We start from the raw sequence: 19981 nt of genomic DNA, 5'->3' as shown, positions 1-19981 counted from the left end.
AAAATTAAATTGATTTGTTTTTTAGTCATTTATAGCCGAACCTTATTTTTCTTTTCGGTTTTTAAAATGTTTTCAATTCCTTTTATGATGGCATCTGGATTAAATGATATGCTATCGATTCCCTGTTCCACTAGAAACTGTGCAAATTCTGGGATGTCACTAGGCGCCTGACCGCACAATCCTACTTTTATATTATTTCTCTTAGCGGCAAGTATTGTTTCGCGTATTAATTTTTTTACCGCTGGATTTTGTTCGCTAAACAAATCACTTATTAGAGCAGAGTCGCGATCCAGCCCAAGAGTGAGCTGTGTTAAATCATTCGAACCAATAGAAAATCCGTCAAAAATCGAGGCGAATTCGTCGGCCAATATTACATTACTTGGTATTTCTATCATAACATAGACCTCTAAACCGTCTTGACCCTGAATCAACTGGTTAACGGCCATCTGTGCTAATACTTTTTCTCCTTCCTCAACTGTTCGACAAAAGGGAATCATCAATTTTACGTTGTGGAATCCCATATCGTTTCGCACTTTTTTCATAGCTTCACATTCTAGAGCAAACCCTTCTCTATAAAAATCGCTGTAGTAACGAGAAGCACCCCTAAAACCAATCATCGGATTTTCTTCCTTGGGTTCAAAGTATTTGCCTCCAATGAGATTAGCGTATTCATTGCTTTTAAAATCACTCATTCTCACAATAACCTCTTTTGGATAGAAAGCGGCCGCGACGATCGAGACTGCTTCAGCTAGTTTGTCAATGAAATATTTTTTACCGTCACCATAGCCTTTAGTTAATTCTGCTATTTGGTCATTTATATTTTGGTCGGTTATTTTATTAGGTTCACAAAGTGCTAGGGGATGAATTTTAATGCTGTTAGAAATAGCAAATTCCATGCGCATCAAACCAACTCCTTTATTAGGGTAGTTACTTAATTCAAAAGCTCTTTCGGGATCAGCAAGAATGAACATTGGAGCTGTTTCGGGCATAGATAGTTGACTGAAATCATGTTCTGTAATTTCCCAATTTAATTTTCCGTCATATATTTTTCCAACTTTACCCTCAGCACAACAAACTGTAATTTGTTGACCATTCTTTATGAGATTTGTCGCGTCACCACAACCTACAACGGCAACAGTTCCTAGTTCTCTTGCGACAATGGCGGCATGACTTGTACGTCCCCCTTTGTTAGTAATTATGGCTGCCGCCTTTTTCATAATTGGATCCCAATCTGGATTTGTCATATCGGTAACGAGAATTTCGCCTTCTAATAATTGATTACCTTCCAAAGGACTATGCAGTATGCGTGCTTTTCCAGTTGCTATTTTATCGCCTAGTGAGATTCCTTGAGTGATAATAGTACCGGTTTCTGTAAGTGAGTAAATCTCCCTAACTTTTTTTTGAAACTTACCGTGAATCGTTTCAGGTCGAGCCTGAACAATATAGAGTTGATTGTTTAAGCCATCTTTGGCCCATTCAATATCCATAGGTTTTTTATAATGTTTTTCAATCTTAGTACACCATTGTGCCAGCTCAATTACTTCTTTGTCATTTAAAGAATATTGATTTTGTTTTTCGACGGTCGTTGTTGTATTTACAATTGTATTTTCAAAAGTGGTTTCTTCATTTTTTTGGGCATAAATCATTGTAAATTCTTTTCTGCCGCAATGTTTTTTTATAATAGGGTTCAGTTTTGTATCCTCCAAAGTAGGTTTAAAAACCATCCATTCATCTGGTGTTACAGTTCCTTGTACGATATTTTCTCCAAGTCCCCAGCAACTGTTTATAATGATTGTGTTTTGAAAACCAGTATCAGGATCGATAGTAAAAGCAACTCCAGAAGCTGCCTTATCACTTCGAACCATCTGTTGTATTCCTACCGAGATTGCAATATCTAATTTTGTAAAACCCATATCATGCCGGTATTTTATGGCGCGATCAGTAAACAGGGATACATAACAACGATGTACAGCATCAAGTAATTGATTTTCCCCGCTGATATTGAGAAAGGACTGCATTTGTCCTGCGAAACTTGCTGTGGGTAAATCTTCAGCTGTGGCGCTGCTTCGCACTGCGACATCAAGATTGTAGATATCGCTTTGTTTGCTTAGCGATTGGTATGCTGCACTTATTTCAGCGCGCACTTCGTCAGGAATAGTTCCTGAAAGAATAAAATTTCTTGCTTTTTCACCTACTTCAGAAAGGTTGCTGTACTGCTTTGTGTCTAATTGATTTAAAATTTCATCTAATGAATTCTCGAGATTGTTATTCTTTCGAAAAAGACGGTAGCCAGCGGCGGTAACTGCAAATCCATTGGGAATATTAACTCCAATAGGTTTTAATTGATTGTATATTTCTCCAAGAGAGGCGTTTTTACCACCTACCTGATCTATAGTATTGAGATCAAATTGGTTAAAGAATAAGATGTATTTGTAATCTTCCATTTTTATCGTTTTAAATTGTAAGTGCGTACTCTTTTAAGTAGATTAGACGATAGAAGGTTATTCAAGGCACGATTTAATTATTCGAATCAAAAAATGATTTTGAAGCCAATACTAGGAATAATAGGAGCAATCTGCTAACTAAAGGTAGAGCGGAGTAGGTGTGCTCGTTTTGATTTCCTTAGTGCTCCACTAATTTAATCAAAAAAAGACGGAATTAGTACTCAAAAGACACTTATTTTATTAATAAGTATTTAATTTATAGTTATTTGAGTATTTCTTTTGGTTTAATGATTTAGCAGCTTTTGATTTTTAATAGAATTGGCTCTTATTTTTTTGTAAAATACACTTATTAGCAGCAATTTAATTCTATGAAATGTTTCAAAAAATCCTTTAAAAAGGGCAGGTCAAGGGCCAATAATTAACAGAAAAATTCAGTTTTAATTCAATTATTATTTTATTTTTGTAAGGTTCCAGAAGTATGTGACTTATTAGAATTGCGTTATAAATATTTTTTTAATATTATCTTTTTCGAACGATTAACCCCAAAAGAATACCTACCTATATAATGAAAAAACCAATATTGCCTCTAAATGAATCAGAGAGACTTATCGCTCTTGAAAGTTATTCAATTATGGATTCATTGCCTGAAAAGGAGTATGATTCGATAACACAGTTAGCTTCCTTCATTTGTGGAACTCCCATAGCCTTGATAAGTCTATTAGATGAAAATCGACAGTGGTTTAAATCAAGTGTCGGTTTAGGAGCTAGTGAAACTCCCCGAGAACTCTCTTTTTGCCAATATGCAATTATGGGAGAGGAAGTTTATGAGGTAAATAACGCACTTGAAAATGAACTTTTTGCTGATAATCCATTGGTGACTGGAAGTCCAGATATTCGGTTTTATGCTGGCGCACCGCTACATGATGGAAACGGGTTTACCTTAGGAACACTTTGTGTGATTGATACAGAACCAAAAGAACTAACTGACGATCAGAAAAATGCATTACAACTCTTGGCGTACCAAGTAGTTTTATTATTAGACTTACGAAAAAAAAATGTAGAGCTTAAAACTACGCAACTGGAATTTCAGAATTTTATTGAACTTTCTAAAGATTTAGTATGTATTGCTAATGTTGATGCTACTTTTCATAAAGTAAATCCAGCATTTACTACTGTTTTAGGGTATGCGAAAGAGGAATTAGAAGGGAAGCCATTTGTAGATTTTATTCACGCCGATGATTTAGACAAGACCTATAAAGAAGTAGAGAAGCTAGCGAAAGGAGAACTGACAGTTAGTTTTGAAAACAGGTATCGATGTAAAAATGGTGAATATGTTTTATTGAATTGGAATGTCTCACCTCATCCTGAAACAGGTAATTTATACTGCATCGCGAGAGATACAACTTTTGAAAAAAAACAAGAAGAAATACTTATCAATACAACAAATGAGTTAAAAGCTATATTAAATGCATCCGATTTTTCAATAATAGCCACTGAACTGGATGGTACAATAAAACAGTTTAACCGCGGCGCCGAGAAGATGACAGGGTATACAGCGGAAGAGCTTGTGGGTCTTTCGTCACCCGCTATTTTACATTCTATTGATGAAATTGTTAAACGATCACAAGAATTAACAAAGGAATTAGGAGAAGAGATTGAGCCTGGTTTTGACGCTTTCGTTGTAAAAGCACACAAGCTTAACGTTCCTGATTCGAATGAGTGGACCTATATCAGAAAAGATGCAACAACATTTCCTGTAAAACTAACTGTAACTGCTATAAAAAATAGAGATGGGGAAGTATCTGGTTATTTAGGTATAGGTAAAGATATTTCACAGGAAAAAGAAATTGAGCTCAATTTAATAAATAGCAATACGCTGTTAGATGAATCTCAAAAGATTGCTAAGATAGGAAGTTGGAGGTTTGAATTTAAATCAAACCGTCTTACATGGTCACAGCATCATTATACTATTTTCGAACTTGAAAATTTACCACTTCAGGAACTAAATAGTGCGTTTAGAGATAGAATTCACCCGGATGATATTACAATTCTGGACAAAATAGGCGACGAAGTTGTAAAAACAGGAAGCGATTTTAAAATTAATTATAGAATAATTCTTCCAGGTAATAGAATTAAAGAAATCTTAGAAATTGGGCAACCTTACAGAAATAGTAGGCGGGAAATAATTGGAATAAAAGGTACAGTTCAAGATGTAACCGATGAAAAAATAGCGGAACAGAATTTAATAAATAGTAAAAAATTATTAGACGAATCCCAAAGCATTGCAAAAATTGGTAGTTGGAAATATGATTTAGCAGCAGATTTTCTAGTGTGGTCGAAGGGACATTATCAGATATTTGAAATGGAAGAATTGCCATCAGAGCAACTTCTTAATGCCTTTAGAAATAGAATTCACTTCGAAGATGTTTCAGTTTTAGATGAATTGATGACGAAAACTTTAACAACCGGTACAGACTTAACTTATCGATACAGAATTTTGCTTCCAGATGGTAGTATTAAGTACTTAATAGGAATTGGTCAAGCCATCAAAAATTCAAGAGGCGAAATTACAGGTATTCAAGGAACAGTACAGGATATCACTGAGAAAACGCTAGCGGAGCAAATCATATTCGAAAAAGCCAAAGAAATCAATGATGTTAGGGCTGCCTTAGACGAGTCTTCTATTGTTACAATTACAGATGAAGAAGGAGTAATACTCTTCGTGAATGACAAGTTTTGTTCGATTACCCAATATAAAAAGGAAGAACTAATAGGACAATTTCATTATCTGGGTAATCACAGTGATATGATCACTAAATTTGTTGAAAATATATTTGCCACTATTTCGGATGGAAAAATCTGGAAAGGAGAGATCAGAAATAAGAGAAAAGATGGAACATATTATTGGGTTTATTCTACTATTGTTCCTTTTTTAAATAAGGAAGGAAAGCCCTACCAATATGTTGCAATTAGTCAAGATATAACAGAACAAAAACAGGATCAGAAGAGTTTAAATAATGCATTATTTGATCTTGAAAGGAAAAATAAAGAGCTGGATCAGTTTGCTTACATTGTCTCTCATGATTTAAAAGCGCCTTTAAGAGCGATAAATAACTTATCAGAATGGATTGTAGAAGACATGCCAGATATGCCAGAAGAGGTAAATAGTAATTTTGACTTGTTGAGAGGCCGAATTCAGCGAATGGAGAATTTGATTAATGGAGTTTTAGACTATTCTCGAATAGGCCGTACAAAAATAGAAAAAGAAACTTCCGACGTTAAAGTAATGCTTGATCAGATTGTAGAAATGATTGTGCCCACTTCAGGTTTTGAAGTTTTTATAGGAGAAGGATTTCCTGTTTTTGACACTGAAAGGATTCTATTGCAGCAAGTGTTTAGTAATATTATAAGCAATGCCGTAAAGTATAGCGATAAACCGATTGGCAAAATAGAATGTCTTTATGAGTCATTGCCAGATTTCCACCAATTTTCCATAAAAGACAATGGTCCTGGTATAGCTGAGGAGTATCATGAAAGGGTGTTTCAAGTATTTCAAACTATAGAAGCCAGAGATAAAAAAGAAAGTACAGGAGTAGGTTTGTCTATTGTAAAAAAAATAATTGAAGAAAAGGGCGGCAGTATTCGAATAGAATCTGAAGAAGATAAGGGAGCCAATTTTATATTTACAATTCCTAAATAAATGATAAATGGAGGAAATAGAAAGAAATTATAAAAAGGAATTAGAAGTTCTTAAACAGGAATATGAAGATTTTGTATACATTGTTTCACATGATATAAAAACACCTATGCGAGCAATTTCTAATATTGCAACCTGGATTGAAGACGATTTAGACCCTAGCGTGGGAGGAGATATAATCAGTAATTTTAATTTGTTAAAAAACAGAGTGGGACGCCTTGAGAGTATGATGAATGGTTTGCTGGAACTCTCAAGAGTTAATCGAGTGGAATTAGAATTTTATGAGATAAATATCCCTAAAATTATCAGTGAAAGCATAGAAACTTTGGAGGATAAAGAAAACGTTGATTTTCTAGTTATCAATAATTTATCGAATGAAAATGTTGATACCTTAGGAAAAAAATTAACCCGAGTTTTAAATCATCTTATCACAAATGCAGTTCGATTTAATAACAAAGAGAAGAAAGAGGTAGTTATTGAGCTAAATGAAACGGCTGAGGCCTATGAAATAAAGATAAGCGACGACGGTCCCGGAGTGCCAGAAGCAGTAAAAGATAAAATATTTTCAATTTTTTATACTGTAAATTCGAAAGATGTTGTAGATTCGACTGGTGCAGGATTAGCAATAAGTAGTAAAATCTTACAAGTCGTTGGAGGAAGTATAAAGTATGAAACAAGAGATACTGGGGGCTCAATTTTTACATTTAATTGGCCAAAAACAATAACATTAAAAATATAAAAGAATGATTCAAAAATTAGTAAGTATTTTATTAGTTGAAGACGATGAGGTCGATGTAATGAATGTAAAAAGAGCATTTTCTAAAAATAATATAAAAAACGAATTATTTGTGGCAGGAAACGGAGTTGAGGCTCTAGATATGTTGCGCAATGTAATTAATCCTTTACCTAAAATCATTATTTTGGATATTAATATGCCAAAAATGAATGGGATCGAATTTCTAAAAGAGATGAGAGCAGATGAAAATCTGAAAAATATATCCGTATTTGTCATGACCACTTCTAACGAGGATAGTGATAAAATTAACGCCTATAATCTAAATGTAGCCGGTTATATTTTGAAGCCGCTTTCGTTTGAAAAATTCCTTTCTTCGGTAGCTACACTTAAGAACTTTTGGTCACTATGCGAAATGTAATTTTCTATAGACTTACTTTATGACAAACTCAAACATCCTCTATATCGATAGCTGTAAAACAGCAATCGATGACGCCAAAACAGCTTTGTTAAAAGTTGAGGTTCAATCGAATTTATATTTTTCTGAAAGTTATGCCGATGCATGGCAAATGCTATCAGGCGAAAATACCTTGACACCTGCGCCAAAGATTGTTTTGATAGCCATAAATGAAATTGGAAGTGAAGGAATAGAGTTAATAAAGAAAATCAGAAAAGATGCTAATCTAAGGTCACTTTTAATTTTTGTGATTACAAGTGTACATGATGATAAAAATAAAGTCGCAGCCTTAGATTTAAATATTGCGGGTTATTTTGACAAACCTTTTGAAAACCATAAAATATCGGAATTTTATACAATAATGAATGATTATTGGAATATTATAGAGTTTTAAGCGACATAAAATAAAAAAATATGGCTATAGCCTTAAATATATTAATTATTGACGATGATAAAGTTGACTCTATTACTATAATTAGATCAATTTCAAAATCAGGAATAATTGCCGATGTCGAAACCGCTTTTTCTGCAAAAGAGGCCATCGAAAAAATTAAATCTTCGCAATATGATTTGATTTTTTTAGACTATTTAATGCCAGATAGTGATGGTATTTCCTTTTTAAAGAAACTACGTGCTATTGATATAGACATTCCAGTAATTTTTGTGACTTCTCAGGGAGATGAGAAGGTTGCGAGCCAAGCTATTTTGGGCGGAGCATCGGATTATATTCCAAAATCATTACTGACTCCTGACGGTGTGTCACAAAGTATAAGAAACGCCCTTAAACTTCACGAGAGTCTTGTGCATCGCAAGAAAACCGAATTGGCTCTAAGGATTAATGCTAACCGACTTTTGGAGGCACAAAAACTTGCTAAAATTGGATTCTGGGAATTGAATCTAATTGATGAAGAGGTGTTTTTCTCTGAGCAAGTCTACGCTATTTTTGAAATAGATAAAAGAAGTATTCCTTCGTTAGCTCTTTTAAAGTCACGCCTAGTCAATTCAGATAGTGTTAAGCTATTCGAGGATAACCTGAATTTGATTTTAAAAAACAATTCGGAAGTAAAGTTCAGTCATAGTTTAACTACTAAAAGAGGTACTGTTAGATATATTAACGAGTATATAAAATGCTTGAATGATGAGCATAACAAGCCTTTTAAAATTTTAGGAACAATTCAAGATATCACTGATCAAAAACATATTGAGAGAGAACTTATAAAGGCCAAAGAACTAGCTGAACAATCCGTTCGAGTAAAGGAGCAATTTCTAACTAATATGAGTCACGAAATTCGTACTCCAATGAATGGTATTATCGGATTTGCACGAATTCTGGAGGGAACTAATTTAAATATTGATCAAGAACAAAGTGTAAAAGCCATAAAAAGAGCCGGAAAAAACTTGATGGTTATGATAAATGATATCCTTGATTTTTCGAAAATTGAAGCTGATAAAATGGTTATCGAAGAAGTGAAATTCTCGTTATCAAAAAATATTAAAACCGTTATAGAGCTGCTTTCCACAATTGCTAAAGAAAAGAACGTAAAATTGCTTTATAAAATTGATCCTAAAATTGACGATTTCTTAATAGGAGACCCAACAAGGCTGTCTCAAATTTTGATTAATTTATTAGGGAATGCCTTAAAGTTTACAGAAGAAGGACAGGTAGAGTTAATTATTTCATTGGATAAAGAATCTGAAACTGATGTTTTTATAACATTTACAGTTACTGACACTGGTATAGGTATTCCTCAAAATAAAATTGATTCTATATTCGAAAGTTTTAATCAAGCCTCAAATGAAACCACCAGAAAATTTGGAGGTACAGGTTTGGGTCTAACCATAACAAGGAAGTTGATTGAGTTGCAGGGTAGTAAGATTAATGTAAAAAGTGCAGTTGGAAAAGGTAGCGAGTTCTCCTTCCCAATGCAATATGCAAAGGATCAAAGTAGAATAGGGAACGTTCCTATTGTAGAAAACAAGCAACTTACTCCTGATTTTCTAAAAGGGATTAAAATATTAATGGTGGAGGATAACGACCTAAACCAACTTTTAGCCATTAAGGTTTTTAAGAAATGGGAGAAAGAAATTGATATTGCTGAGAACGGAAAAATAGCAATTGATAAAATTGAAAAGAATGATTACGATATTATATTAATGGACATCCAAATGCCAGAAATGGATGGAATCGAACTAACAAAATACATTCGAAATAATATGGGAGCTAAGGCTAATATCCCAATTATTGCGTTGACGGCACATGCAACTTTAATAGAAGAAACGCGTTGTCTAGAAAACGGAATGAACGATTATTTATCAAAGCCGTATCATTTTAATGCATTACTTGAAAAACTATATAAAAATTTAATGAAGACAAACACCAATGATGCTGCTGACGGAGCTACGAAGGAAAGTAAAGATGAAAAATTAATTGATTTAACATATTTGACTGATTTTGCAGACGGAGATGTTGATTTTATTGACCAAATGATAGAGTTGTTTAGAAAAAATTCTCCCATAGCACTAAAAATAATCGTAGAATCAAATGAAGCAGATGACTTAATTATTCTAAAAAATGAAGTGCATAAATTGAAGTCTTCTATCAATTTGTTAGGAGTTGTTTCAGCGTTAAAAAGTATTGAAATTATCGAGGCAGAAATTACGACTGATCCTTTTGGTCAAAAGAGGAAAGACGAAGTACTTCATCTTAATGAAATATGCCAGTCTGTTTTTACTGAATTGGAATCAATACACACTGTATCAAAAATATAGTTTAGTTTTGCATCTAGAATGATACAGAAAGAAACTATTTGTACCGTATTATTTTTTAACTTTTAAAATGAAGGACTTACCAATTACTATTTTTTTAAAGAACCTCTAGCGATAGAGTTAAAAATGCAGTTTTTGAACTAATTATTTCCCCCAAATAATAATTAAATTAAAACAAATGAAAATTTTAATAGCCGAAGATGACGAAATGTTGCTTAAAACTATGGAGTTTAAGCTAAAGAGAGAAGGGTTTAATGTAATTTCATGCGCCAATGGCGAAGAAGCGATTGCTATCGTTACAGCCGAAAATCCTGATATAATAATTACTGATATTATGATGCCCATAGTCAACGGACTTGATATCGTAAGAGCAATAAAAGTTGAAATGAAACTAGAGATTCCTATAATAGTGTTGTCTGCGATGGGCTTAGAGAAGACAGTTCTGGAAGCTTTTGAACTAGGTGCTGATGATTTCATCACGAAGCCCTTTAGCCCGAATGAACTTATTGTAAGAGTAAAACGATTGTTAGTTAAAGCGTAACTACTTAATAAATAGATATGAAGTTGTTTTTGAAAAATCTTTATTTTTAAGATTTTTCAAAAACAACTTCATCTGTCTTGGCTCCCAAATCAATCAAATAGCCAGAAATACTTTTTACAAACTCTTTAGATCCACAGATGTAGAAATGCTGGCTAAAGTCAGTAATGTTTTCGATAAGGTATTTTCGATCAATCCTCTTTCCTGTAAAACCCATTATTTTTTCTCGGGTAAATAACTTAATAAAATTATCTTTTAGCATTCCCTCTAATTCTTCGTTCATTATAACATCTTCTGAAGTTTTATTTGAATAAATTAGTTTGTTACCCGCCAGTTGCTTTTTTATAAATAGGTCTCTAAATATCGAAATAAAAGGTGTGATTCCAGCGCCTCCAGCAATAAAAACTCCAGGACCCTTGTACTGAATCGCACCCCATACATCATGAAGAATTAATTCATCTCCTTTATTGATTCGGCCCAGCATGTTTGTTACACCATTGTGCTCCTTGTAAATTTTAATCATGAATTCGAGATAATTTTCTTCCTTCAAATTAGTAAAGGTGAATGGTCTTGGTTTATCGTTCCACTCAGTTGTATTAATTGAAACCTCCGTTGCTTGACCAGGTATAAAATTATATCCTTCCGGTTTTTCGACTTTAAAACATTTTACATCATGAGTTATGAATTGCGCATCAAGAACTCTAACAGTATGATTTTCCATTTTATTTTGTTGTAAGGAGTTACAGTGAAAGAACCGTAACTATTTGTTTAGGTCTGATTTAATTCTATAAATTTAACCATAAAAATAAAACTTCACAATTTTATATGTCATTGTTTTTCAGATGTATATGCGTTTTATTGAAGTGATTCATGAAATGCAATTTTCTGCGTAATAAATAGTATAGTGGCATTCCTTTTTGAACAGCCATTTAAAACGAGTACATTTGCATTCCTAAAGAATAAATAATATTTTTTATTAATGGCTAAGAATTGATTATGCCATTTTAGTCTAATGATTATTTGTCATTTTTTTTGGTTTTAAAGTTTGACTTATTTTTGACGACTTTTTCCATCCTAAACTCATTAATATTTTATAAAATAGAATGAAACAGTATTTCAAATTATTTGATTTTACACAAAAAGTAAATTACAGAACCGAAATTTTAGCTGGTTTAACAGTTGCGATGACTATGATTCCTGAATCATTATCATTTGCGATATTAGCTGGTTTTCCACCTTTAGTAGGACTGTATGCAGCATTTATAATGGGTTTAGTTACCGCTATTTTTGGTGGTAGGCCTGGAATGGTGTCTGGAGGAGCAGGAGCAACGGTAATTGTCTTAATTGCGCTAATGAATTCAAACGGCTTAGAATATGTCTTTGCTGCTGTCGCTTTGGCAGGGATAATACAAATTTTAATTGGTCTGTTTAAGTTAGGTAAATTCATACGGCTGGTGCCACAGCCCGTTATGTTTGGTTTTGTAAACGGTTTAGCGATAATTATTTTTATGTCGCAGCTGGATCAATTCAAAACTATTGTCAATGGTGAAAGTGTTTGGTTATCAGGAAGTCCTATGTATATTATGGCTGGTTTAGTAGCATTAACAATTGCAATTGTTGTACTATTTCCTAAAGTAACAAAGGCAGTACCTGCTTCATTAGTGGCAATTATAGTTGTTTTTGGATTAGTTTTAGGATTTGGAATTGAAACAAAAACAGTTGCCGATATTGCTTCCATAAGCGGTGGCTTTCCTCCATTTCATATTCCTGAGATTCCTTTAAGCTTTGCTACTTTAGAAATCATTTTTCCCTATGCATTAATAATGGCTTCAGTAGGATTGACGGAAGGATTATTAACTTTAAACTTAGTGGATGAAATAACAGGAACAAAAGGTAATGGTAACCGAGAATGTGTCGCTCAAGGAAGTGCTAATATTCTAAATGGTTTTTTCTTTGGAATGGGAGGTTGTCCTATGATTGCGCAAACTTTAGTTAACCTTTCAGCAGGCTCGAGAGCTCGATTGTCTGGTATTGTGGCAGCATTTGCAATTCTGATCATTATTTTATTTGGAGCACCAGTAATCGAACAATTACCCATAGCTGCTTTGGTAGGAGTAATGGTAATGGTGGCCATAGGTACCTTTGAATGGATTAGTTTTCGAATCATCAACAAAATGCCGAAACACGATATATTTGTTGGAGTTTTAGTAGCAATCATTACTATTTTAATGCATAATTTGGCACTAGCAGTTTTGATAGGAGTTATTATTTCAGCCTTAGTTTTTGCTTGGGAGAGTGCTAAACGCATTCGAGCTAGAAAATATATTGACGAAAAAGGGATTAAGCATTATGAAATATATGGACCGTTATTTTTTGGTTCCACCACTGCATTTGCCGAAAAGTTTGACGTTCACAATGATCCTGAGGAAGTAATTGTTGATTTTAAAGAAAGTAAAATTACTGATATGAGTGCAATAGACGCCGTAAATAAATTAACGGAACGCTATGCCAAAGTGGGTAAAAAGATTCATCTAAGGCATTTAAGCGCTGACTGTCGCCAGTTACTGCACGATGCTGACAAGGTAATTGACATTAACATCATTGAGGATCCTACTTATAAAGTGTTGATGGATTAAGATAAAAATACACTTGAAAAAATTCAAGTCTATTTTTATTTATAAGAAAGTGAATATTTTTATCAAACTTGATTATTAAGTAAAACGTATTTTAAAAGGCTGCTAATTTGTTTATAAAGAACAGTTCAAAGAGTGATATAAAAAAAGCGTCCTCAAATATTAAATGAGGACGCTTTGCGTATTGAATTAGAAGTAACAGGGAGAGAAACACCTTTTTATTATAATCTATAATTTTCTAAAGATTTAAACCAACTGTACTTTTCTATTTGAAATTAATGATTGCTCAAACGACCAAGGGTGCTGTCTAACGTTGTTTTCAGCTTATTTATAGCGCCTTTTACAGCTAGTTCATGATTGTTTCCATGATTGGAAACAAGAATTGGTTTCATTCCTTCAAGACGTGCCTCAAGTTTACATAATTTATCGTTTTGCCCTTCTTTGTGACCGTTTTCGTCAGAAAAATGAGCTTCTAGTCTTGTAATATGCCCGCTAAATCTGCTTAATTCCTCATTTAGTAAAGTATTTAACTGTGTTCTGAAAGCTTCGTGTAATGTTAAGTTGTTGTCTGAATTTAATTGAATAGTCATAAATGTATATTTTATTTGTTATTAATTTTTTTCTGAAAGAGGTGGTGTTTAAAAATAATAGTAGGCACCGTGTCCTACTAATTTTATGAATGTTCTAATTCCTTTTATAAAGGATAAAACGCCAATACTGCATTTAAACAACCTCCGCACTTTTCAGAGATTTTGTTCTAACGTAAAGTTAAGCTTTATGATTCGAAATCTGTTACATCTATGTGTAAATTAATTACATGATTCACACATCTATCTAGCGCTAATTCTACCATAAAGAAGAAATAGAATAAGTGAAATAGAGTATTTAAAGTGAAGAATCTTAGGATAGTTTTAAATTAGTAGTAGATGTCTAAAATGATAGCGGTTTTTGAATCGTCAATGAGTTTTTCGATTCGTTCGTAGTATTTTTTATTTACCATTGGACAACCAAAGCTATAACCAATTTGATCATTCTGTTCTTCATAGGGTACGTCAGTACTTTTATGGAGTACAATACTTCTGGAGAATGAATTATTATTAGAAGAATCTAGGCCATATAATTTATAGGCTTTACCATACTTGCCATTGTAACTGTGTCCAATGCTATAATTGCCTAAGGCAGTGCAAAGTGAACTGTTTTCATTGCTGAATTTTTGTTCACCATTTATTTTTATTCTGGAGCCAAAACCGTGAGCTACTAATCCCTGATCTAGTAATACATTGTTTTTAATGTCATATATAAAGAACCTATTTTTTCCAGACATCACTTTCATGTCTACAAAAAAAGCAATTTCTTGATTGTATTTGGAATTATCAGCTACTAATTCCTTTACGTTTTTTACTTGCTGTAAAAGTTTGGCCTCTGTTATGAAATCTAATTCAGAATACGCAAAAGGAATGCTATCAGAACTTTTAGAAAAAATTCTAACAGTCAAAAAGAATAGTCCTATTGATAGTAATACAAAGAAGATCTTTCTCATTTTGCTTTCGTGTAAGTATTATTCTTATTTGTACCACTACCTATAATAAGGCAGAGGTATTTAAATTGGCAATAGCTTCTACTAGTGTACAAAGTTATTAAAAAACAAACGCATAGTGTGTTGTTAATCAATAATTTAACATTTTAAAAATAGAGAGATAGCTACTTGTTGTTTTTTTTTAAGTCATGAATTGGTTCATGTAACTCATGCATTTTATTTAACTTAGAAAGAACCATGTACTCTTGCAAGTTATTTTACTTACATAATTGGCTTTTTAATTATTTTTATACATCATCTGAATAAAATACGTTGTCGTCAATTACTCGCGCCAGTGCAGTATATTTATGTTCCTGTACTTTTCCTATTCCTTTAATATGTAATACTGTCCAAAGTTTTGCTTTTAGATGATCAGAAACCTGAGAGCGATGGCAACGCCACCAAAGGGCTTCAGAGCACATATATACTGTTTTTTTTAAGCGCTTTCTTCTAGTTTGTCGACCGCAATTTCAAAGGCTGTTGTTTCCATGTAATCAGCATAACCTCTGAAGGATTCATTGTTCCAGCGCATATTTTTAGAGTCTTTATTTGCTTTTCTTCTTCCTCCCAAATCGATTATATGGCGGTATTGGATTCCATCTGTTTCGAGAGCTAATTTTAAATTTTCTTGATCGAATTGAGGAAACTTGCGAGAACTAGGAAAACTACGGATATAAACAACAATTTATATTAAAAGAATGGAGCATAGCTAAAAACACTTCTAGACTATAGGTAGAATGGCCTATAGTGTAAATTGCAGCTGGCTTCAAAGTGATCATAGGGCATTATTCAAGGTTAAAATATACTTGTCAATATAAATCTGTTTTTCTTTTGACTTGTATTGTTGAATGTAGCGTGGATGTTCTAGTACTTTTATGTGGTCAAATAATTGAGCTTCTTTGTTTAACTTTTGGATGAAAACGGCGTTTTTCTTTCCTAATACATAAACTTCCGAGGTATCTAAACCCAGACTGATGTGGTTTTTTATGGTCGAAATCATAAAATCCTTCAACATCTTAAAAAGAGTAGGATCGTCATAGTAATTGGCATTCAGATATTTCCCTTCTTTTGTTCGGCGAACAATTGCTAACGGAAAGGGCGAGTTGATGTAAAATTGCTTGTAAAAGGCATTCACTCCTCCATATTCGGCGATCATATCGTACATAAACACTGAGGAAATCTCATGTGTATGTGCTGATTCCATTTTAATCCCACAAACGCTTTCCAATCGTTTGGTATCTGTAAAAGGGACACCCGTTACACCAGCTCCGTGACGACTGGGGTTAATACCGATAAGGAATTTTCGTTGATTAGAATCGTAGTAAAATTTATTATAAAACTGTTCCATGACCTTCAAAGTTTCCGGATTATCCATATAAGGATTAAGTACCATAAAATCTTCTGGCAGCGCATCAGAATAGTGTAGACCTCGATTGAAATCAATCACTTTTTCTCCAAATGTTTTTGACATAATAATTTCATCTATTTTATAATCAGGCAAATTCTTTTACTGTAGTTGTTCACGTATTAAAAAGAATGCTCTTTTAAAAGTTTTGCATAGAATTCTGCCGTTTTGCTACTAGAATAGGAGCTGCCTTATTAACTGAATAATTTCAATTTCAAATATCTAAGATAACAAAATAAAGTACAACGTGCTTAAGTGGAGAAGAGAGTGTTTTTTGAAGTAGTTGCTTCTTTTTCTAGATGTTAATTTTTATGATGGCGAGTCTGATTTTTAGAAATATTCCTGACTAGTAAATTAAAAATAAACGTTGAAAGTGATTCACTTCTAAAAAAAATAAAGGCTTCATTGGTAGCTTTTTTGCCCAATGAAGCCTTTATTATTGCAGTCACAAGTGGAATGCTTGAGTACTAAGGTTTTCTAATTTTTCTTCAATAAAACATCAGCATGTACTGCCACTTCATTCCATGTTTTACTTACGCCATCTGGACCTGTATGCAATGCCTCACATGCTTTATTGATTGACGCTACTGCTGCTAAAGCATCCCAGTTTTCTAAATTCATCACTCCATCAAAAGAAAGGCTTGTGTCACTATTTGTAGTGTATTGTAAAGGGATATTTGCTGTTTTTCCGTTTAATAATACATCTATAGAACAAGTTTTATCGGCAGCGACTTTAAACTCACCAGAGATAAGCTCTGTATTTTTCAGTACTCCAAAAAAGAATTCTAAAATTTTAGGATCTCTGGTTCCGGTAGCATCATTTGTAAATAAGCTACTCACTGGAATACTGAATTTTGTACCATTTAAAGCTTCTAAGGCAGTTTCTCCTTGTCCGATATTTGTAAACGTAATTTCTTTAAATGTACCACCTACAGCTACTTTGTCCGTTGTTTTATAAGCAGTAAAGCTAACTTTTGTCGAGTCATTTACGATGCTGTAAGTTGCTGCTGCAGTTGCTTCTTCTGTAGTTTTTTTGGAATCTTTACAGCCAATAGCAGTAAAAAAAATCATTCCTAGAGCAATCAGTTTTAAGTTTTTCATTGTTTTATTCTATTTTTAATGTTTAGCGTAAAACTAAACATAATTAGACAGACAGCATACTTTATAGTGGAAAGAGTGCGAGGTATTTAATGTTAAATCTTACAAAACGGAATGTTAAGAACTGTTAAAATTAGGTTTCTTTTAGATTATAAAGGCTAGAGCTGCAGCCTGATTTTGTTGCAAAAACGACTAGAATAACGTTTTGCCCTACCAAGTTAAGCCATAAAAAAAGCGACTGAAAATTACTTCTCAGTCGCTTGTATATATGAGTTTAAATTTTATCCTAAAAAAGCCTTTAATTCTTCATACGTCTTAATTTTAGTACTTACTTTTTCTTTATCTATCACACTTTCTATTTGTGCGGGAATTTCTAATTTTACGTTTAATGTAGGTTCTACGACATCCAGAAACTTAATAGGATGTGCCGTTTCTAGGAAAACACCAATAGCATTTGGATAATTGTGTAATTCTCTTTTCAATCCTAAATAACCCACGGCACCATGGGGTTCAGCGATATAACCATTAGTTTTATAAATGGTTTTCATCGCTTCGGTCGTTTCTTCATCTGTAAAAGTATAAGAAGAAAAATCTTTCTTGAAATGTACCAAATCATTGTGGTACATTTCCTGAATTCGAATAAAATTACTTGGGTTTCCTACATCCATAGCATTCGAAATCGTCGCTTTTGATGGTTTAGGGTCATAAAATCCACTCGCTAGAAATCGTGGTACAGTATCATTTACATTGGTGGAAGCCACAAAATGGAGAAGTGGCAAGCCCAGTTTTTTAGCCATGATTCCCGCACAGATATTCCCAAAATTCCCACTTGGGCAAGAGAATACCAATTCTTTGTTTTGCTTCTTTAATTCTTTGTAAGCAAAGAAAAAGTAAAACATTTGGGGTAACCAACGTGCAATATTTATCGAATTTGCCGAAGTCAGGTTTTTATGCTTCAGACTTTCGTCTAAAAATGCTTTTTTAACCATGTCTTGGCAATCATCAAAAACACCATCTACTTCGAGCGCTTTTATATTCTGCCCTAAGGTCGTTAGTTGTTTTTCCTGAATATCGCTCACTTTTCCCGAAGGATAGAGAATGATCACCTCGACGCCATCAACACCTAGGAAGCCACTTGCGACTGCACCTCCGGTATCTCCCGAAGTGGCAACAAGAACAGTATTTTTACTGTCTTTTTTATCTTTGTTGAAGTAGGCCAAACAACGCGACATGAAACGCGCTCCCACGTCCTTGAATGCCATTGTAGGTCCGTGAAATAATTCAAGGGAGTAAATCCCTATTTCCACTTCGACAACGGGAAAATCAAAGCATAAGGTGTCTGCGATGATTTCTTTTAATTTGTTTTCTGGAATTGCAGCGCCTACAAATTGCTTAATAGCTTCAAAAGCAATTTCTTCATTGCTAAAATTTTCGATGTTGTCAAAAAAACTTTGCGGCAGCGCACTGATCGTCTCCGGAAAATACAATCCTTTATCAGAGGCTAATCCTTGTATTACTGCTTCCTGAAAGGAAACTTTTGGAGCATGATGGTTTAAACTGTAGTATTTCATTTTTTAGCTTTTTAGTACTTAGTTGTTAGTCCTTAGTCGCTAATCTAAGGACTAACAACTAAGTACTTTATTCTTATAATATTCTCACGCCATCTGGATTCACTTTCGACACATGTATTTCGAAAGGTAAATTCATCTCTTGGTACACTTTGCTCATTGCCTTTGCAATTTGATTTGCTGTTTTTTCTCCTTTGCTTAAAGCAAAAATTGAAGGGCCAGAGCCTGAAATACCAGAACCCAAAGCTCCATTTTCTAAAGCGGCCTGTTTTATTAAATCGAAGCCTGGAATTAGTACACTTCGTATTGGTTCTACAATTTCGTCATGCAGGGAACGCCCTATCAAATCATAATCTTTAGAATATAAACCAGCTATTAGACCACCGACATTTCCCCATTGCATGATAGCGCTTTTTAGCGAAACCGTTTGCTTTAACACAGAACGCGCATCTGATGTTTTTAGCTCAATCTGAGGATGAACCACTGTGGCATATAATTCCTCAGGGCTTTCTATTTTTATAATATCTAGTGGGTTATAGCTTCTTACCAATGTAAATCCGCCTAAAAGGGCAGGAGCAACATTGTCAGCATGAGCGTTTCCGCAAGCCAGTTTCTCGCCTTGCATGGCAAACTGTACTAGATCTTTTAATTCAAAAGGTCTTCCTAATAATTCGTTGATTCCAAAAACGGCACCGGCGGCACTTGCTGCACTACTCCCGATTCCGCTACCAGCTTTTATATTTTTGTAAATTTCGATATCAAAACCAAAATCATTTTCAACAGCATCAAGCAAAGCCAGTCCGGCAACACCTGCAACGTTTTTCTCTGTTTCTAAAGGTAAGTCGGCGCCCACAAGTTTAGTGATACGAATTCCTTTTTGATCTGATTTTCTAATAACCATTTCGTCACCTACATTGTCTAAGCAAAGACCAAGCACATCAAATCCGCAGGATAAATTAGCAATGGTGGCTGGGCAAAATATTCTTATTTCATTCATTATTAATGAGTTTCAGGTTTAAAATTAAAAGTTTCAGGTTTAAAAAATGCGGATATATAGCATCATCAC

Annotated in this window: 17 protein-coding genes; 7 read left to right on the top strand and 10 right to left on the bottom strand. The window is 33.8% G+C overall.

The annotated features are described in order from the left end of the window. Window positions 1-29: 29 nt before the first annotated feature. Window positions 30-2444 (bottom strand): phosphoenolpyruvate synthase, encoded by a 2415-nt coding sequence (ppsA, locus tag E0F98_RS14920; RefSeq protein ID WP_132112884.1) that lies wholly within the window; start codon window positions 2442-2444, stop codon window positions 30-32. A 565-nt stretch (window positions 2445-3009) separates the two neighbouring features. On the opposite strand from ppsA, the gene E0F98_RS14915 reads away from it, so the two are divergent. The 6 genes from E0F98_RS14915 (at window position 3010) to E0F98_RS14890 (ending at window position 10638) form a co-directional block, all read left to right on the top strand. Next, a complete protein-coding gene (locus E0F98_RS14915) occupies window positions 3010-6144 on the top strand; it encodes a PAS domain S-box protein (RefSeq protein WP_132112882.1) in 3135 nt (1044 codons plus the stop codon). Between the two features lie 7 nt (window positions 6145-6151). Next, window positions 6152-6880: a sensor histidine kinase gene (locus E0F98_RS14910; RefSeq protein ID WP_132112880.1), complete on the top strand. Its 729-nt coding sequence runs from the start codon at window positions 6152-6154 to the stop codon at window positions 6878-6880. 4 nt (window positions 6881-6884) lie between these two features. Then, the gene (locus tag E0F98_RS14905) at window positions 6885-7295 is read left to right on the top strand and encodes a response regulator (RefSeq protein ID WP_132112878.1); all 411 of its coding nucleotides are present in this window, start codon (window positions 6885-6887) and stop codon (window positions 7293-7295) included. A gap of 19 nt (window positions 7296-7314) precedes the next feature. Continuing rightward, window positions 7315-7725: a response regulator gene (locus E0F98_RS14900; protein WP_132112876.1), complete on the top strand. Its 411-nt coding sequence runs from the start codon at window positions 7315-7317 to the stop codon at window positions 7723-7725. Between the two features lie 20 nt (window positions 7726-7745). Then, a complete protein-coding gene (locus E0F98_RS14895; RefSeq protein ID WP_132112874.1) occupies window positions 7746-10100 on the top strand; it encodes a hybrid sensor histidine kinase/response regulator in 2355 nt (784 codons plus the stop codon). A 175-nt stretch (window positions 10101-10275) separates the two neighbouring features. Then, window positions 10276-10638 (top strand): response regulator transcription factor, encoded by a 363-nt coding sequence (locus tag E0F98_RS14890; protein WP_132112872.1) that lies wholly within the window; start codon window positions 10276-10278, stop codon window positions 10636-10638. Window positions 10639-10684: 46 nt separating this feature from the next. Here the strand turns inward: E0F98_RS14890 and E0F98_RS14885 are convergent, their stop codons facing one another. Then, the gene (locus tag E0F98_RS14885; RefSeq protein ID WP_132112870.1) at window positions 10685-11356 is read right to left on the bottom strand and encodes an FAD-binding oxidoreductase; all 672 of its coding nucleotides are present in this window, start codon (window positions 11354-11356) and stop codon (window positions 10685-10687) included. A gap of 382 nt (window positions 11357-11738) precedes the next feature. Between E0F98_RS14885 and E0F98_RS14880 the strand changes: the two genes are divergently transcribed. Then, entirely contained in the window at window positions 11739-13271 is a 1533-nt protein-coding gene (locus tag E0F98_RS14880; protein ID WP_132112868.1) for a SulP family inorganic anion transporter, read from the top strand. Between the two features lie 272 nt (window positions 13272-13543). Here E0F98_RS14880 and E0F98_RS14875 read toward each other — a convergent pair whose 3' ends face one another. The 8 genes from E0F98_RS14875 to E0F98_RS14845 all read right to left on the bottom strand — a co-directional run bounded on the left by E0F98_RS14875 (window position 13544) and on the right by E0F98_RS14845 (window position 19912). Further along, a complete protein-coding gene (locus E0F98_RS14875) occupies window positions 13544-13858 on the bottom strand; it encodes an HPF/RaiA family ribosome-associated protein (RefSeq protein ID WP_132112865.1) in 315 nt (104 codons plus the stop codon). A gap of 326 nt (window positions 13859-14184) precedes the next feature. Then, window positions 14185-14808 carry a murein L,D-transpeptidase catalytic domain-containing protein gene (locus tag E0F98_RS14870; RefSeq protein WP_132112863.1) on the bottom strand — a complete coding sequence of 208 codons (624 nt, stop codon included), beginning with the start codon at window positions 14806-14808 and terminating at the stop codon, window positions 14185-14187. 284 nt (window positions 14809-15092) lie between these two features. Continuing rightward, complete coding sequence (locus tag E0F98_RS16290; RefSeq protein ID WP_317126209.1) at window positions 15093-15266, bottom strand: hypothetical protein; 174 nt, start codon at window positions 15264-15266, stop codon at window positions 15093-15095. Window positions 15267-15280: 14 nt separating this feature from the next. Further along, window positions 15281-15517 carry a DUF488 domain-containing protein gene (locus E0F98_RS16285; protein WP_317126210.1) on the bottom strand — a complete coding sequence of 79 codons (237 nt, stop codon included), beginning with the start codon at window positions 15515-15517 and terminating at the stop codon, window positions 15281-15283. A 102-nt stretch (window positions 15518-15619) separates the two neighbouring features. After that, window positions 15620-16315 carry an SMUG2 DNA glycosylase family protein gene (locus tag E0F98_RS14860; protein WP_132112861.1) on the bottom strand — a complete coding sequence of 232 codons (696 nt, stop codon included), beginning with the start codon at window positions 16313-16315 and terminating at the stop codon, window positions 15620-15622. Window positions 16316-16726: 411 nt separating this feature from the next. Further along, the gene (locus E0F98_RS14855) at window positions 16727-17350 is read right to left on the bottom strand and encodes a hypothetical protein (RefSeq protein WP_132112859.1); all 624 of its coding nucleotides are present in this window, start codon (window positions 17348-17350) and stop codon (window positions 16727-16729) included. 278 nt (window positions 17351-17628) lie between these two features. Next, the gene (gene thrC / locus E0F98_RS14850) at window positions 17629-18918 is read right to left on the bottom strand and encodes a threonine synthase (protein WP_132112857.1); all 1290 of its coding nucleotides are present in this window, start codon (window positions 18916-18918) and stop codon (window positions 17629-17631) included. Window positions 18919-18991: 73 nt separating this feature from the next. After that, window positions 18992-19912, bottom strand: coding sequence for a homoserine kinase (locus tag E0F98_RS14845; protein ID WP_132112855.1), 921 nt, complete (start codon window positions 19910-19912; stop codon window positions 18992-18994). Between the last annotated feature and the right edge of the window lie 69 nt (window positions 19913-19981).

It is taken from the genome of Flavobacterium hiemivividum (genome assembly GCF_004349145.1).
In the GTDB taxonomy this organism is placed as follows: Bacteria; Bacteroidota; Bacteroidia; order Flavobacteriales; family Flavobacteriaceae; genus Flavobacterium; species Flavobacterium hiemivividum.
Note: the sequence above shows the minus strand (reverse complement) of the source record. Positions and strands in the feature narration are given on the sequence as shown.

Excerpts from the sequence above, each read along its gene's own strand:
- ppsA (WP_132112884.1), bottom strand. The coding sequence starts at position 2,444 with ATGGAAGATTACAAATACATCTTATTCTTTAACCAATTTGATCTCAAT.
- E0F98_RS14915 (WP_132112882.1), top strand. The coding sequence starts at position 3,010 with ATGAAAAAACCAATATTGCCTCTAAATGAATCAGAGAGACTTATCGCT.
- E0F98_RS14910 (WP_132112880.1), top strand. The coding sequence starts at position 6,152 with ATGGAGGAAATAGAAAGAAATTATAAAAAGGAATTAGAAGTTCTTAAA.
- E0F98_RS14905 (WP_132112878.1), top strand. The coding sequence starts at position 6,885 with ATGATTCAAAAATTAGTAAGTATTTTATTAGTTGAAGACGATGAGGTC.
- E0F98_RS14900 (WP_132112876.1), top strand. The coding sequence starts at position 7,315 with ATGACAAACTCAAACATCCTCTATATCGATAGCTGTAAAACAGCAATC.
- E0F98_RS14895 (WP_132112874.1), top strand. The coding sequence starts at position 7,746 with ATGGCTATAGCCTTAAATATATTAATTATTGACGATGATAAAGTTGAC.
- E0F98_RS14890 (WP_132112872.1), top strand. The coding sequence starts at position 10,276 with ATGAAAATTTTAATAGCCGAAGATGACGAAATGTTGCTTAAAACTATG.
- E0F98_RS14885 (WP_132112870.1), bottom strand. The coding sequence starts at position 11,356 with ATGGAAAATCATACTGTTAGAGTTCTTGATGCGCAATTCATAACTCAT.
- E0F98_RS14880 (WP_132112868.1), top strand. The coding sequence starts at position 11,739 with ATGAAACAGTATTTCAAATTATTTGATTTTACACAAAAAGTAAATTAC.
- E0F98_RS14875 (WP_132112865.1), bottom strand. The coding sequence starts at position 13,858 with ATGACTATTCAATTAAATTCAGACAACAACTTAACATTACACGAAGCT.
- E0F98_RS14870 (WP_132112863.1), bottom strand. The coding sequence starts at position 14,808 with ATGAGAAAGATCTTCTTTGTATTACTATCAATAGGACTATTCTTTTTG.
- E0F98_RS16290 (WP_317126209.1), bottom strand. The coding sequence starts at position 15,266 with ATGTGCTCTGAAGCCCTTTGGTGGCGTTGCCATCGCTCTCAGGTTTCT.
- E0F98_RS14860 (WP_132112861.1), bottom strand. The coding sequence starts at position 16,315 with ATGTCAAAAACATTTGGAGAAAAAGTGATTGATTTCAATCGAGGTCTA.
- E0F98_RS14855 (WP_132112859.1), bottom strand. The coding sequence starts at position 17,350 with ATGAAAAACTTAAAACTGATTGCTCTAGGAATGATTTTTTTTACTGCT.
- thrC (WP_132112857.1), bottom strand. The coding sequence starts at position 18,918 with ATGAAATACTACAGTTTAAACCATCATGCTCCAAAAGTTTCCTTTCAG.
- E0F98_RS14845 (WP_132112855.1), bottom strand. The coding sequence starts at position 19,912 with ATGAATGAAATAAGAATATTTTGCCCAGCCACCATTGCTAATTTATCC.